General features: G+C 60.3%; 11 protein-coding genes and 1 pseudogene. 3 read left to right on the top strand and 9 right to left on the bottom strand.

Translation table 11 applies throughout. The features are described 5' to 3' along the window. Positions 1-43: 43 nt before the first annotated feature. The 3 genes from hutU to hutC all read right to left on the bottom strand — a co-directional run bounded on the left by hutU (position 44) and on the right by hutC (position 3,453). Complete coding sequence (hutU, locus tag TU81_RS16520) at positions 44-1,732, bottom strand: urocanate hydratase (protein ID WP_038978575.1); 1,689 nt, start codon at positions 1,730-1,732, stop codon at positions 44-46. Positions 1,733-2,201: 469 nt separating this feature from the next. Next, entirely contained in the window at positions 2,202-2,771 is a 570-nt protein-coding gene (locus TU81_RS16515; RefSeq protein WP_038978574.1) for a HutD/Ves family protein, read from the bottom strand. A 13-nt stretch (positions 2,772-2,784) separates the two neighbouring features. Beyond that, positions 2,785-3,453, bottom strand: a complete 669-nt coding sequence (gene hutC, locus TU81_RS16510; RefSeq protein ID WP_231669701.1) for a histidine utilization repressor — start codon at positions 3,451-3,453, stop codon at positions 2,785-2,787. Between the two features lie 200 nt (positions 3,454-3,653). On the opposite strand from hutC, the gene TU81_RS16505 reads away from it, so the two are divergent. After that, positions 3,654-5,018, top strand: coding sequence for a formimidoylglutamate deiminase (locus TU81_RS16505; protein WP_048396061.1), 1,365 nt, complete (start codon positions 3,654-3,656; stop codon positions 5,016-5,018). Between the two features lie 123 nt (positions 5,019-5,141). On the opposite strand, the gene TU81_RS16500 is transcribed toward TU81_RS16505, so the two are convergent. Continuing rightward, a complete protein-coding gene (locus TU81_RS16500; protein ID WP_038978572.1) occupies positions 5,142-5,711 on the bottom strand; it encodes a lipocalin family protein in 570 nt (189 codons plus the stop codon). A gap of 33 nt (positions 5,712-5,744) precedes the next feature. Next, positions 5,745-5,999 carry a hypothetical protein gene (locus TU81_RS16495; protein WP_008068804.1) on the bottom strand — a complete coding sequence of 85 codons (255 nt, stop codon included), beginning with the start codon at positions 5,997-5,999 and terminating at the stop codon, positions 5,745-5,747. 282 nt (positions 6,000-6,281) lie between these two features. On the opposite strand from TU81_RS16495, the pseudogene TU81_RS31145 reads away from it, so the two are divergent. Then, positions 6,282-7,316 (top strand): annotated as a pseudogene (locus TU81_RS31145) (HAMP domain-containing protein); the annotation flags it as partial. A 93-nt stretch (positions 7,317-7,409) separates the two neighbouring features. After that, the gene (locus TU81_RS31140; RefSeq protein ID WP_370694726.1) at positions 7,410-8,174 is read left to right on the top strand and encodes a methyl-accepting chemotaxis protein; all 765 of its coding nucleotides are present in this window, start codon (positions 7,410-7,412) and stop codon (positions 8,172-8,174) included. 125 nt (positions 8,175-8,299) lie between these two features. On the opposite strand, the gene TU81_RS16485 is transcribed toward TU81_RS31140, so the two are convergent. From TU81_RS16485 to TU81_RS16470, 4 genes are all read right to left on the bottom strand, one after another. Then, complete coding sequence (locus TU81_RS16485) at positions 8,300-8,902, bottom strand: DUF924 family protein (RefSeq protein WP_038978570.1); 603 nt, start codon at positions 8,900-8,902, stop codon at positions 8,300-8,302. A 3-nt stretch (positions 8,903-8,905) separates the two neighbouring features. Next, positions 8,906-9,916: a class 1 fructose-bisphosphatase gene (locus TU81_RS16480; protein WP_038978569.1), complete on the bottom strand. Its 1,011-nt coding sequence runs from the start codon at positions 9,914-9,916 to the stop codon at positions 8,906-8,908. A 302-nt stretch (positions 9,917-10,218) separates the two neighbouring features. Further along, positions 10,219-11,586, bottom strand: a complete 1,368-nt coding sequence (locus tag TU81_RS16475) for a DUF3999 domain-containing protein (protein ID WP_048396059.1) — start codon at positions 11,584-11,586, stop codon at positions 10,219-10,221. Continuing rightward, positions 11,583-15,155, bottom strand: coding sequence for a DUF2339 domain-containing protein (locus TU81_RS16470; protein ID WP_048396058.1), 3,573 nt, complete (start codon positions 15,153-15,155; stop codon positions 11,583-11,585). Before TU81_RS16470 ends, TU81_RS16475 begins: the two co-directional genes overlap by 4 nt. Between the last annotated feature and the right edge of the window lie 124 nt (positions 15,156-15,279).

The raw sequence follows: 15,279 nt of genomic DNA, 5'->3' as shown, positions 1-15,279 counted from the left end.
GATCAAAAGATCGCAGCCTTCGGCAGCTCCTACAGGGCAAGCATTACTTGCCGGTAATCATCGGCAGGTTCAGGCCCTGCTCCTTGGCGCAGTCGATTGCGATCTGGTAGCCCGCATCGGCGTGACGCATGACACCGGTCGCCGGGTCGTTGTGCAGGACGCGAGCGATACGCTCGGCCGCTTCGTCAGTACCGTCGCAGACAATCACCATGCCCGAGTGCTGGGAGAAGCCCATGCCGACGCCGCCGCCGTGGTGCAGGGAAACCCAGGTCGCGCCGCTCGCGGTATTGAGCAGAGCGTTGAGCAGTGGCCAGTCGGACACGGCATCGGAACCATCCTGCATCGATTCGGTTTCGCGGTTCGGGCTGGCTACCGAACCGGAGTCCAGGTGGTCGCGACCGATCACGATTGGCGCGGACAATTCACCGCTGCGAACCATTTCGTTGAACGCCAGACCGAGCTTGGCGCGCAGGCCCAGGCCAACCCAGCAGATACGTGCCGGCAGCCCCTGGAAGCTGATGCGCTCACGGGCCATGTCCAGCCAGTTGTGCAGGTGGGCGTCGTCCGGAATCAGTTCTTTTACTTTGGCGTCAGTCTTGTAGATGTCCTGCGGATCGCCCGACAGCGCAGCCCAACGGAACGGGCCGATGCCACGGCAGAACAGCGGACGGATGTAAGCCGGTACGAAGCCTGGGAAGTCGAACGCGTTCTCGACGCCTTCTTCTTGGGCCATCTGACGGATGTTGTTGCCATAGTCGAAGGTCGGAATGCCCATTTTCTGGAATTCGAGCATCGCTTTAACGTGCACGGCCATCGATTGCTTGGCGGCTTTGACGACAGCGGCTGGCTCGGTCTTGGCGCGAGCGCGGTACTCTTCCCAGGTCCAGCCGGCTGGCAGGTAACCGTTGAGTGGGTCGTGGGCGCTGGTCTGGTCGGTGACCATGTCCGGGCGCACGCCGCGCTTGACCAGTTCCGGCAGGATTTCGGCCGCGTTGCCAAGGAGGGCGATGGAAATCGCTTTGCCTTCCTTGGTGTATTTGGCGATACGCGCCAGAGCGTCGTCGAGGTCAGTAGCTTGCTCATCGACATAACGGCTGTTCAGGCGGAAATCGATGCTGACCTGCTGGCATTCGATGTTCAGCGAGCAAGCGCCGGCCAGGGTTGCGGCCAGTGGTTGAGCGCCGCCCATGCCACCGAGGCCTGCGGTCAGGACCCAACGACCTTTCAGGTCATCGTTATAGTGTTGGCGACCGGCTTCGACGAAGGTTTCGTAGGTGCCCTGGACGATGCCCTGGCTGCCGATGTAGATCCAGCTACCAGCGGTCATCTGGCCATACATGGCCAAGCCTTTGGCGTCGAGTTCGTTGAAGTGTTCCCAGCTCGCCCAGTGTGGCACCAGGTTGGAGTTGGCGATCAGTACGCGCGGGGCGTTGCTATGGGTCTTGAACACGCCGACCGGCTTGCCGGATTGCACCAGCAGGGTCTCGTCGTCGTTCAGGTTGGTCAGACTTTCGACGATCTTGTCGTAGCATTCCCAGTTACGTGCCGCACGACCGATACCACCGTAAACCACCAGTTCTTTAGGGTTCTCGGCGACTTCCGGGTCGAGGTTGTTCATCAGCATGCGCAGCGGCGCTTCAGTCAGCCAGCTTTTGGCGGTCAGCTTGTTACCGCGGGCAGCGCGGATTTCGACATTGCGGTATTTAGTAGGTTTCTGGGTATTGTCAGTCACGAAAAAGACTCCTCAGCGATCAATTCAAACCAGCCCTGGCAGTGGGCGAGCCAGCCTGTGCGCGTCACAGCGCCCCAAGCGAATCAGTGGACGCTGCGAGGAGTCTCGAATCGACTCATACGCATACGTCTTTACTTGTACATACAAGCATATGCAATCAAGCGGCCAACTTACTGGATGAGTGTTCAAGAAAAGTTTTGAAAGGTCTGGAAAGGCTGTAGATCAAGGGTTTTAACGGAGATGAAATTTTTCGGGGGGATTTGGTGTGAGGAAGATGGCTGTTACTTGAGCGTGGTTTTGCGTCACGCTGGGGCGTTCGGTAACAAGTTGGTGCGCGATGGGGAACGCTTAAAAGCAAAAGATCGCAGCCTTCGGCAGCTCCTACAGATTCAATGTCCATCCACAATATTGCGGCGAACATGATCAATGTAGGAGCTGCCGAAGGCTGCGATCTTTTGAGGATTTTGGATCAGCGTGCGATCAGCTCGATCACACAGCACTGCCCCTTGATGGAGATATCCAGCAGGCCAACGTTACCGTCCAGCTGCAGACAATCATGGCGTCCTAGCTGAGAGGCGTTGTTACCCACCGTCACTTCAAGCTGTTCAGCGACGCTGAACACCAACACGGTGCCAGCCGAACTGAAAAACCGCGGCTCGCCCTCCAGCCACTGCAACCGCGCGCTGTAACGGTCCGGTGCATAAATCAGGTTGAAATCACGAATCGGCCCACCGAGCAATGTGCAGGACACATGACTCTCGCCACTGAAAGCAAACGGGTCCAGCGGTAACAACGACCGCGTGTCCTGACCGTCGACCCGCAAGGTCATGCCCTCGCCTTGCAGCACGGTGATCACTCGCTCATAGCCGGCAAAGGTGGAAAACCCGCCCGACTCGCCGATGTCGGCAATCGACAGGCGCCAGCCAAAACCATCAAGGCCCACACCGGTATCACGGGTGATTTCTTCGGTGCTGCCGCCGCCGTTTTTCCACGGCATGCGCGGGTAACCGGCCGCGCGTAAAACCTTCAACTGACTCATTTATGTCTCTTTCTTATTTATGAAACCGTCCTTCCAGACGATGACGGGAACCGGGGTGGATCAAACGGGCGGCGGTCACGGGCTGACGGCCGGACCAGGTGCGGCGACGAATCAGCAGGCAGGGTTCGCCCTTTTCAATCTGCAGCAACTTGCATTCGGACGGCTCGGCGAGAATCGCTTCGACCACATGCTCGCCTTCGGTCAACGGCGCGACCTGATTGAGATAGGCGTAAGGCGTTTGCAAGGTGAAATCTTGCTTGAGGTAGTCCGGCGCCACCAGCGCGTTGACGAAACGGTCTTCGATTTGCACCGGAATATCGTTTTCGAAATGCACGATCAGCGAGTGGAAAACTTTCTGGCCTTCGCGCATGTCCAGGGCCACGGCCCGCTCGGAACCGGCGGCCTCTTCTTCGAGGGTGATCACCTTGCAGGTGTGGCGATGGCCACGGGAGGCGATCTCGTCGGCGATGTTGTGCACTTCAAACAAGGCAGACTGACTTTTCGGCTCGGCGACGAACGTACCGACACCCTGCATGCGCACCAGTAAACCGTCGGCGGTCATCTCACGCAAGGCGCGGTTGATGGTCATGCGGCTGAAACCCAGCTGGTTGACCAGCTCGCTTTCCGACGGAACGCGGTAGTGCGGTGGCCAGTTCCCGCTGTCGATTTGCTGGGTGATCATCTGTTTTACGCGGGCGTACAAGGGCGCCGGACTGTCGCCCAGATTGGCGCTCAGATTGGCATTCGGCGGCAATGTGGCAGACGGAGTTGGCACGGTTAATCCTTGTTCATTTGTTGAGGGCTACTAGCTTGCCGGAGTTTACCGAGCAGGCAAACGTCTGTATATGTATATACAAATAACACACGATGGGGTGCTGAACCATGTCCGCCTTCTTTGCCGAACGCGCACTGCTGCCTAGTGGATGGGCCAACAATGTACGTCTTGAGGTCAGCGCCGATGGCGTGTTGACCCATATCCAGGCCGATTCCAACGCAGATGGCGCCGAACGGCTGAGCGGTCCGCTGCTGCCGGGTATGCCGAATTTACACTCCCACGCCTTCCAACGGGCCATGGCCGGGTTGGCGGAAGTGGCGGGTAATCCGAATGACAGTTTCTGGACTTGGCGCGATTTGATGTACCGGCTCGTCGGAAAAATCAGCCCGGACCAACTCGGCGTCATCGCCCGTCAGCTGTACATCGAAATGCTCAAAGCCGGTTACACCTCGGTCGCGGAATTTCATTACGTACACCACGATACGAACGGCCAGCCGTACGCAGACCCGGCCGAACTGGCACTGCGCATCAGCCAGGCTGCCAGTTCCGCCGGTATTGGTTTGACCCTGCTGCCGGTGCTCTATAGCCACTCCGGTTTCGGCGGCCAGACCCCGAACGAAGGTCAGCGCCGCTTTATCAACAGCACCGAAAACTACCTGAAACTTCAGTCGCGCTTGCAGCCGATCCTGGCGCAGCAACCGGCCCAGGCCTTGGGTTTGTGTTTCCACTCGTTGCGCGCGGTCACTCCGCAGCAGATCAGTGAAGTGCTGGCGGCCAGCGACAAGCAGTGCCCGGTGCACATCCACATTGCCGAACAGCAGAAGGAAGTCGATGACTGCCTGAGCTGGAGCGGCCGCCGTCCGCTGCAATGGCTGTACGAAAACACTGAAGTCGATCAGCGCTGGTGCCTGGTTCACGCGACCCACACCAACCCGGAAGAAGTCACGCTCATGGCCCAGAGCCGCGCCATCGCCGGCCTGTGCCTGACCACCGAAGCCAACCTCGGCGACGGGATTTTTCCGGCGGTGGATTTCCTCGCGCAGGGCGGGCGCATGGGCATCGGTTCCGATAGTCACGTGTCGTTAAGCGTGGTGGAAGAATTGCGCTGGCTGGAATACGGCCAACGTCTGCGCGATCAGCGGCGTAATCGTTTGTATGGCGCGGATCAGCCGATGGTCGGCCGCACACTGTACGACGCCGCGCTGGATGGCGGTGCCCAGGCGCTGGGCCAGCCAATTGGCGCCCTGGAAGTCGGCAAGCGCGCGGATTGGTTGGTGCTCGATGGCAACGATCCGTATCTGGCGACGGCCAGTGGCGACGGGATTCTGAATCGTTGGCTGTTTGCCGGTGGTGATCGTCAGGTGCGGGATGTGCTGGTCAACGGCCAGTGGGTCGTGCGTGATGGGCGGCACGCCGGGGAAGAAGAAAGCAACCGCGCCTTCACCCAGGTTCTGCGCGAACTGCTCGGTTAACCGAAAAAGCAAAAGATCGCAGCCTTCGGCAGCTCCTACCTTGGTCCGGTTGGCCGCAATAATGCGGATCAACACGGACTCTGTAGGAGCTGCCGCAGGCTGCGATCTTTTTCGGCCGCGCCGCTAGTTCGAAGTCTTGGCCATCTTGGTATCCGACGTGCGCCAGATCAGTCGCGTCGTGTCATAACCCTGCTGACGCGCCTTGCTCAGCAGTTCTTCGCGCACTACACCATTGACTGTCGGGGTGCGTGACAGCAGCCAGAGGTGACGGCGGCTCGGATCGCCGACAATCGCGGTCTTGTAATCATCGCTGACGTACAACACCCAGTACTCTCCCTTCGCCACACCGGGTATCAGTCGCGAGAACCAGGTATCGAACTCGACCCACAGCTTGTCGGCCTTGCCGGGCACCTGTGGATAAGCCGTGCCTTTGGCCTCTTCCCATTGCCAGTCCGACGTCAGACAGCGGTTCAGCACCGCCATGTCACCTTCAGGCTTGAGGCTGTAATGGGCTTCGGATTGCGCGCAGTTGCGCTGGAAATACACCGGCAGACGCGCCAGTTCGTACCAGGTTCCCTGGTAGCGCTTGAGGTTGACCGAATTGACGGTCTTGGGTGCCAACGGATCTACGCCAGAAGTGGCGCAGCCGGCCAGTACCAGGCCGGCAAAAAGAACGATCAGTAACCGCTTCATTATTTTTTTCTCCCGTGGGCGAATAGCCCCGGTTTACTTCAGGCCTTGGCCGGAAAACATCAGCACTTTGTCACCGGCATACTGCACGCTGATAAAGCTGTTTTTGTCGCCCCAGGTGCAACTGGACATGCCGAGCGCGCCCGAGCAATCGGCAGGTTTGCCCAGCAAGGTTTCAACCTCGGCCTTGGGCATGCCGGTCGACAGCTTCGAGTAATTTTCCTGATTGATCTTGCCGCACGCGGCCAACAACACGCAGAACGAGAGCAAGGCGATAGAACGCAGCGACATGGTGTAACTCCTGGGGCGTAGGGAATGGCATGGCTGCCAAGCTGAAGCTTAGAAGAGAAAACCCCTGTCTGGTTCCCTGAGCATTCGGCTATTTGTTCAGCCACCCATCTGCCTTTTACGATAAATCAGCCACTTTTTCGCGCCGTTGAGTATTTCGTCGGTTTTCCCGCAAGCCACCTAATCTTTGGCGCTGGCCAGTCGACATAAGAAAGCAGCGCAAAGCCTTCCACTGTGGCAAATTGACACCCCTTGCTGACCAGCCCCTTCGCGGTAGCTCATTTAATGACCAGAAACATGAAATTCAGCCACAAAATCCTGTTGGCAGCCGCTCTCGTGGTGGCCGTTGCATTCGCCTGTTTCATCCTGTTCAACGATTACCGCCAGCGGCAGACTTTGCTCAGCAGCACCGAGTCCTCAATGCAGGAACTCGGCAGCCTGACCACCAGCAACATCCAGACCTGGCTGGAAAGTCGCATCCAGTTGCTGCAATCGCTATCCCAGCAGATCGCCGTGGACGGCAGCGCCCAGGCCAACCTCAAGCGCGTCATCGACCTGCCGGCCTACACCAGCAACTTCCAGCTGAGCTACTTCGGCGGCACCGATGGCGTGATGTTCTCGGTCCCGGCCGGCAATCGTGCGGCGGACTACGACCCGCGCGCTCGTGGCTGGTACAAGGCGGCCAACAACGCGCAACAGACCATCGTCACTGAACCCTACATTGCGGCATCGTCGGGCAAACTGGTGATTACCGTTGCCACCCCGGTGAAGCACCAGAATCAAATGATTGGCGTCGCCGGCGCAGACATTGATCTGTCCAGCGTCAGCGCGATCATCAACTTGCTGAATTTCGGCGGTCATGGACATGCATTTATCGTCAGCGCCGACGGCAAGATCCTGATCCACCCGGACAGCAAACTGGTGCTCAAGAACCTGGCCGACGCCTACCCCAACGGCGCGCCGAAAATCAGCCCGGGCCTGAAGGAAGTCGAACTGGACGGCAAAACCCAGTTCATCTCCTTCACTCACGTCAACGGTGTACCGTCTGCCGACTGGTATGTGGCGCTGGTGCTGGATAAAGACACCGCGTTCTCGATGCTCAGCGAATTCCGCACCTCGGCGTTCATCGCCATGGTCATCGCCGTGGTGATTATCATCGCGCTACTGAGCATGTTGATCCGCGTGCTGATGCAACCGCTGCTGACCATGGGCCGCGCCATGCATGACATCGCCGAGGGCGAAGGCGACCTGACCAAGCGCCTGACCATTCATGGCCAGGACGAATTCGGTGCGTTGGGCACCTCGTTCAACCGTTTTGTGGAACGTATTCATACCTCAATCCGCGAAGTGTCCTCGGCCACTGGCCAAGTCAACGAAGTCGCCTTGCGGGTCGTCGCGGCCTCCAACTCGTCGATGTTCAACTCCGATCAGCAAGCCTCACGCACCAGCAGCGTGGCGGCAGCGATCAACGAACTGGGCGCCGCCGCCCAGGAAATCGCCCAGAACGCCGCCCTCGCCTCGCAACACTCGAGCGACGCCCGTGCCTTGGCCGAAGACGGTCAGCAGGTGGTGGATAAAACCATCGCCGCAATGCAGCAGCTGTCGGCGAAGATCAGCGATTCGTGCGGCAACATCGAAACCCTGAACAGCAACACGGTGAACATCGGCCAGATTCTGGAAGTGATCACCAGCATCTCGCAGCAAACCAACCTGCTGGCGCTCAACGCCGCCATCGAAGCAGCCCGTGCCGGTGAAGCCGGCCGTGGTTTTGCCGTGGTCGCGGATGAGGTGCGCAACCTCGCCCACCGCACTCAGGATTCGGCGCAGCAAGTGCAGAAGATGATCGAAGAACTGCAAGTCGGCGCCCGGGAAGCGGTGAGCACCATGACCGACAGCCAGCGCCAGAGCGAAAGCAGCGTCGGCATCGCCAACCAGGCCGGCGAACGCCTGGGTAGCGTGACGCAGCGCATCGGTGAAATCGACGGAATGAATCAGTCCGTGGCGACCGCGACCGAGGAGCAAACCGCTGTGGTGGAGTCGATCAACGTCGACATCACCGAGATCAACACGCTGAACCAGGAAGGTGTGGAGAACTTGCAGTCGACGTTGCGTGCATGTGCTGATCTTGAACAGCAGGCGGCGCGGTTGAAGCAGTTGGTGGGTAGTTTCAGGATCTAATTACCGAGCGCTGATCGTTCCCACGCTCTGCGTGGGAATGCCTCAACGGACGCTCCGCGTTCGGCTCTGGAAGGGACGCGGAGCGTCCCGGGCTGCATTCCCACGCGGAGCGTGGGAACGATCAGCTAGAACCGGGATCCAGGTCCTGAAAGGAACTCAATTTCCTCAGCCGTAGATTCGCGCCCCAACACCGCATTGCGATGGGGAAACCGTCCAAACCGCGCAATGATCTTCTGATGCCGCTCGGCATAATCCAGGTTGTCGGCAAACACCGCCCGATCCGCCTCCGGTTGCTGTTCAACCAGATCAAGAAACCGCGAAACCGCTTCGTTCTGCACTGCCAGATTTTCGCAGTGCTCGAACACCAGATAGATAAACACCCGCTGGATCGGTCGCAGTTGCCGATCGAAATCCGCAGCAATGCCTTGCGCTACCAGTGCCTGAGCCCTGAGATCGCCTGAAAAGGATTTGGGGGTGTCGCGAAAGATCATTCGCGGAAGTTGATCGAGCAGTAGCACCAGGGCCAGCCAACCTTCAGGGCATTGCACCCATTCGGTCAATCCGCCGGCCAGTGCCCGCTCGACCTGGTCCCCGAAACGCTCGCGCGCTTCGAGGTCCTGGCTGTCGCGCTTGCCGAACCATAACTTGCCCTTGTCAGCCGATATTTCGTTGGGTGATTCGCAAGATCCGAACCACCATTCGAGCAACGGCTGCCAGGGCGCGGTCATGGTTTATTCCTTGTGGTAAGCCGTGACGCGGGCAACTTCTTCTTTCGAACCGAGGAACACCGCAACACGCTGGTGCAGGCCTTCCGGCTGGATGTCGAGGATGCGCTGGTGGCCGTCGGTGGACGCTCCGCCCGCTTGCTCCACCAGGAACGACATCGGGTTGGCTTCGTACATCAGGCGCAGTTTGCCCGGTTTCGACGGCTCGCGGCTGTCGCGTGGGTACATGAACAGGCCACCACGGTTCAGGATGCGGTGCACGTCGGCGACCATCGCGGCAACCCAGCGCATGTTGTAGTTCTTTTTCAGCGGGCCTTCGTCGCCTGCCAGCAATTCGCCGACGTAACGCTGTACCGGAGCTTCCCAGTGACGCTGGTTGGACGCGTTGATGGCAAATTCCTGGGTGGTTTCAGGAATGGTGATGTTTTCGTGGGTCAATACGAAACTGCCCATTTCACGGTCCAGGGTGAAGCCTTTCACGCCATCGCCCAGGGTCAGGATCAGCATGGTCTGCGGACCGTAGATCGCGTAGCCGGCGGCCACTTGCTGGGTACCTGGCTGCAGGAAGGCCTTTTCATTCAAGGGCTCATTCTGGGTCAGGTATTCGTTCGGGCAACGCAGTACCGAGAAGATCGTGCCGACCGGCGCGTTGATGTCGATGTTCGACGAACCGTCCAGCGGGTCGAATACCAGCAGGTAGGCGCCTTTCGGGTATTTGCCCGGGATCTGGTAGGCATTGTCCATTTCTTCGGACGCCATGCCGGCCAAGTGACCGCCCCATTCGTTGGCTTCGAGCAGGATCTCGTTGGAGATTACGTCGAGCTTCTTCTGCACTTCGCCCTGGACGTTTTCAGTGCCCATGCTGCCCAGAACGCCACCCAGGGCGCCTTTGGACACGGCGTGGTTGATCTCCTTGCAGGCACGCGCCACCACTTCGATCAGGAAGCGCAGATCGGCAGGAGTGTTGTTGCTGCGGGTCTGCTCAATCAAATAGCGACTCAAGGTAACGCGGGACATGGAAGGCTCCGGTGGAATGGGGGGCTAAAAACCCGCGCAGTTTAACGCGAGTCGGGGCGCATTTCCTCCTATCAGACGTGATACACCCAATAGAGTTCATGTGCGGGGTTGAGCGTAGTTCGAAATGGGGCCGATGTGGCTTGTGGATCAGTGGCAGATTGAGTTTTTTTGTGGCGGATAGACCGCTTTCGCGAGCAAGCCCGCTCCCACAGTAGATCTTCAGCGTACACAACATTTGTGTACGACCGAGATCCAGTGTGGGAGCGGGCTTGCTCGCGAATGGCGTGTAGCGCCAGCCATCCTCAGGACTTAACAACCGGCTTGCGCAGCAAGCTGAACGCCATGGCCCCCAAAAACAGCACGCTGAGCAACAGCACCGCCCACAACCCGAATTTCTTCCAGTTCGTGTCCGCCGCCGTTGGCACGGTCGCCGCCGGCGTCACCACGCCCCCACCCTCCACGGTCGCCTTGCCCAACGCCGCCAGCTTCGCAGCGCTGTAATCCGGAATCAGCGTCGACAATGGCAAGCTCGCCGCCTTCACCGTTGCACTCCCCAGCGCCAACGTATAAGGCCCGGCCCCGCGCGCCAGGAACACCAGTTGCGTGGAGCGCACGGCAAATCGGACGGTCGGCGCTTCGGCGCCCAGGCCACCGCCGCGCTCATCCACCGTCAGCTTCAATTGCTGCACGGTTTGGCCCGGCAGCTGTAGTTCGTTCTGCACCACGTCCTGGCCATTCTGGGTCAAGCGGTAGAGCAAACCGCTGGTCAGCGTTTGCCACGGCAGGCTGGTTTCCCGGCGTCCCGACAATGTCACCGGTGCCAGGCTGTTGGGTTGATTCAGCTCGATCTGCAAGCGCTGGACGTTCAACCCCATCGGCAATTGCCAGATGTACTCACCAGCCTTCACGCTGGTGCCAGCCAACGGTTGCGACCAGACCAATGGCAGCGGCAAGGTGCGAGGGTTGGTGCTTTCCAGTTGCGCCGACGTCAGCACTGGCGCCGATTGCGGTGAACTCCAGAGCAAGCGCAGGTAACGCGCCGATTGCCCCGGCAGGCCGACTTCATGTTGCTCGACCCGCTCGTCGGCAAACGTCAGACGCGCCACTTGCCCTTCACCCCATGACTGCCAATGTTGCAAATCGTCGCTGGCTTCGATGCTGAAACGCTGGAAACCGTCGCGATCGCTGGTCCAGTCAAGGATCAATTGCTGTAACGGCGCCTTGATTCGACTGGCATCGAGTAACCAGCCGCGCAGCTCCTCTTCGCCCGCCTCCAACTGGCTGGACGGCTGCACTTCGATCAACGTGCCGTTGGTGTTCGATTGCACGCGCACACTCGGCGCGCGTTCGGTGGCATCCGCCGAGTTGTACAACGGGAACCACTTCACGTCGTTCAACGTGCGGTTTTCGCGGGTCTGCGCGGGTTCTCGGGCCAGAGCATAAGCCTGAGGCTCACCGGCGGCGTTGAACACGCGTAGATCGCTGAGATCGGTTTGCCGCGCTTTCAACTGCACACCCAAGGGTAGTTCCAGGCGATACCACGGGCCCTCGCCACTCACCGACAATGGCACCTGCGCGGCAAAGTCCGCCGGTTTTTCCTGCGCGCCAGCCGACAGTGTCACACCCAACACCACAGCCCCCCACCAGCCCAGGTTCAGATTCTGACTCAAGACGACACTCCTTCGGTTTCAGGGGCCGGTTTTTCAACATCCGGCACAGCTTCGGCACGCTTGGGCGGCAATGGAGCGAAATAGCCCACCACCAACAGCAACACGCCAACGCCGATAAACGACACGATCCGCGCCAGCCCGCCGCGGTTACTCAATTCAACGAAGAACAGCTTGGCGACCACCAGCGCGATCAGCGCCGCGCCGATCAGCCAGACTTCGCGGCGATGACGCAGATGCCCACCGATCATCAGACTCAGGGCCATCAGGGTCCAGACGATGGACAGGCCGGCCTGAACCAACATCGACCCAAGCAGCAGATCCAGCGCGTACGGCACACCACCCCAATGGTGAGCCGTGCGCATCACCAGTGCGGTGAAGAAGACGAACAGCGAAACCCCGGCAATCACTTGCGTGGCGTTATCGGCGTAATCCTTGCGAATCGCCAGTTGCGTCACGGCGCTGCGAGACCAGACGTAAACGCCGAACAGGGCAAACAGCAGGCCCAGTTCCAGCGGGTTGATCAGCGGCACATATGGCAACGGCTCGGCGGTGCCGTCACTGGCGATGTTCGCCAGCCAGAACCAGCCGAGCATCAACAACGCCAACGGCGCAGCGGCATAGACCCGGTACTCGCGGGAATACTCCGACACCGGCCATGGCCACGCACGCGGCGCGGCCATCAGCACCAGATACAGACTCGGCAGAATCGCCCAGCCCAACCAGCGCCAGGCGTTGTACTGCTCCGACAACAGCAGCAAGCCGTAACGCAGCTCCAGGGCCAGCACGCCGATCAACAGCCAGCAGCCGAGCACATGAGCGGTGCTCAGGGCGCTTGCAGGCAGCGTCGGCGCCAGGCGCCGCAGGGAGATGAAATGCACGACAAACACCGCAGCCCAAACCAGCCAGCCGAAGTTGGCGGCCGGGTGATAACGCGAATGCCAGGCAGCGAGCAACACCAAACCGGCCGCGGGAATCAGCAAGGTGCAGAGCAAGCCCAGCGACGACCACTTCAGGCGCAGTGCCAATACCGTCCACAGCGCGACACTCACGGCGGCGACGGCCAGCAACAAAGTGGCTTGCAGATTCAACGGTGCGAACCGCAGCACTTCGCTGACCCACGCCAGCGCCCACCAACCCGCGCCCCACACCAGCAACACTTCGGACAAGCGTTGCAGACTCAGCCCATCGAAGGCCGAAGCATGGTTGCCGACCTGCAAACGCCAAGCCCCGACGAATGCGGCCAACCCCAGCACCAGCGGCGTCCAGAAACCGCTATGCGCCAGCGGTCGCAACCCTTCGCTGAGCAGCGGGCCAAGCAGATCCGGCCCGGCGAACAGGAACGCAGCGCCACCGATCACCTGCAACAGCAGACCAAAGACAAAACTCACGCGCTGCTTCAGGTACAGGCTCAGCCAGATGATGAACAAACCACTGGCGGCCCACACCGCACTCGCGGTTTGCCATGGCAACACAAACAACACGGCGAGGTTGATCAGCACCAGACCGGCCAGCAACACCACTGACAAGCCGCGCAGCAAACGCACGTCGCTGCGCACCATGTCGTCGCGGGCCGCCAGCAACATCCCGGCGATCAATGCCAGCCCGATCAGTGACGCACTGAGCAAACCGCTCCAACCGGCACTGAACACCGCAACCGACTCACCACCCGCCCCTTGCAGCCGCAACAGGAACAACGCACCGCCGAGCAGTTGCACGGCGAACGCGGTGAACAGGAACGTCCTCGATTGCAGGCGCAGGCCGACGAACAGCGTCGCCAACCCGGCCAGCGCCCAACTGATCGCCGTGCCATGGGTGAAGAAGAACAGTGGCGCCAGCAGATAAAGGAATGTCAGCCCCAGGCAGGCCAGCACCGGCAGTGCTTGGCGCTCCCACTGCGACGCCTGTTCAGGCAACGCTTTGCGTAATTGATAGAAGCTGAACAGCAGCGCCACGCCGAGCATCAACGCCCCCAGCGGAGCGCCATCGACCAGGCTGCTCTCGCCGATCCGCAGCTCACTGAGAAAGGCCAGTGCCGAGCCCAGTTGCAGCAGCAAGGCAAAGGCTCGCGCCAGCGGTCGTTGTTGGCGCAGGCCGAGCCAGAAAATCCCCGCGCCTTCCACCGCCCAGGCGGCTGCGGTCCAACGTGCATCGAGCCCCAGCGGAATTGCCAGGCTGGCGAAGATCACGCCAAGTGCCAAACAGGTTTCCGCCAACAACAGCGCTCGACCACCCATCAGCAACCGGGCCAGGCCCATGTAAATCATGCCCAGTGCCAAGGCGCTGAAAGCGGCGGCAAATTCCAGATGTTCCACCAGCGCGAACTGCAAACCGAAGCCCACCAGCGGCGGTGCGAACAACATCGTGCCGTCGACATAATCACCCTTGCGCGCCGACCAGTGCAGCAGTGCATCGCGGCTATCGTCCTCGGGCGCGTCGCTCATTTCCAGCAGCTTGCGCCGGGCGAACAACAGGCCGATGGCCAGGTACATCAGGAAAAACAGAATCAGGAACGGCTCGGTGCTCCACAGCAATTCCGGCGTATAGGAACGCAGACCCCAGGCCAACCCGATGCCGAAGGTGCCGACAAAGCCGATCAGGTTAAGCAGCCGCCAGGCCTTGAACCACGCGATGGCGAGGATGCCGGTGTTGAGCAAGGCGAAGTAGCTGAACAACGCGACATGGTTGCCAGCGCCGGTGGAGGTCAGGATCGGCGCGGCGAAACCGCCCAGTGCGGCAGCGGCGGCCAAGCCCAAGGCGTTTTGGGTAATGGCGAGAATCGCCGAGAACACTGTTACCACCACCAGCAGTCCCAGTGCAGCCGTGGGGTCGAGCAATGGATGCAGACGCATCGCGGCAAATACTGTCAGGTACAACACCGCGATCCCGGTGCCTTGCAGCATCAACGCATAATTGCTGTTGCGCAGGCGTAACCACCAGCCCAGCGCGAGCAGGCCCAAGGCCGACGCCGCGACACCGGCGTAACGCAACTCGACCGGCACCACCATGCCTTCAGTGGCGTAGCGCAACAGGAAGGCCAGACCGAGGAACAACAGCACCACGCCGACCCGCAGCACGGTATTACCGCCGAACAACCAGTTGCGCGCGCCGCTGATGGCCCGCTCGATGAAATTCGGGCCGCGAGGCGCCGCCGGTTGTTGTGGTTCGCGGGCGACCGGTTCGGGTTTCCAGAGATCATCGGGCAGCGGACGACTCGTTTCGGCGGCCGCCGCCGTGATGGGTTCGAGTTCGGGCGGTAGTTCCCAGATCAGCTCCGGGGCTGCGACAGGGGCTTGCTCGAGAATGATTTCAGGGGATGGAACCGGTTCACTGGCTTCAGGTGTTTTGACGCCCGACACTTCCAGCAACGCCAGTCGCTGCTCGACCGCATTCAGCGCAACCTGCGCTTGATCGAGCAAGCGCCTCTGCTCGGTGGTTTGAGTACTCAAGCCGCTGATGCGGATTGCCTGGCCGATACCCAGCCCGAGCAAAGCGCCCAACAGCGCATCGCTGAACGACTCATCGAGTAGCCAGCCCAGTAGCAGCCCAATCAGCATGAACATCCATTGCATGGTCGATATCCCTAAGCGCATTGGCCAATCCAGAAAGATTAGCGCAGCCCGTACAGCAAAGATCGCAGCCTTCGGCAGCTCCTACAACGACCGCGTTCACCACAATGTTAGGTGAACGCTGACC

The sequence above is a fragment of the Pseudomonas lini genome, assembly GCF_001042905.1.
GTDB lineage: Bacteria > Pseudomonadota > Gammaproteobacteria > Pseudomonadales > Pseudomonadaceae > Aquipseudomonas > Aquipseudomonas lini.
The sequence above is the reverse complement of the archived record's forward strand: the minus strand, read 5'-3'. Positions and strand labels throughout refer to the sequence as shown.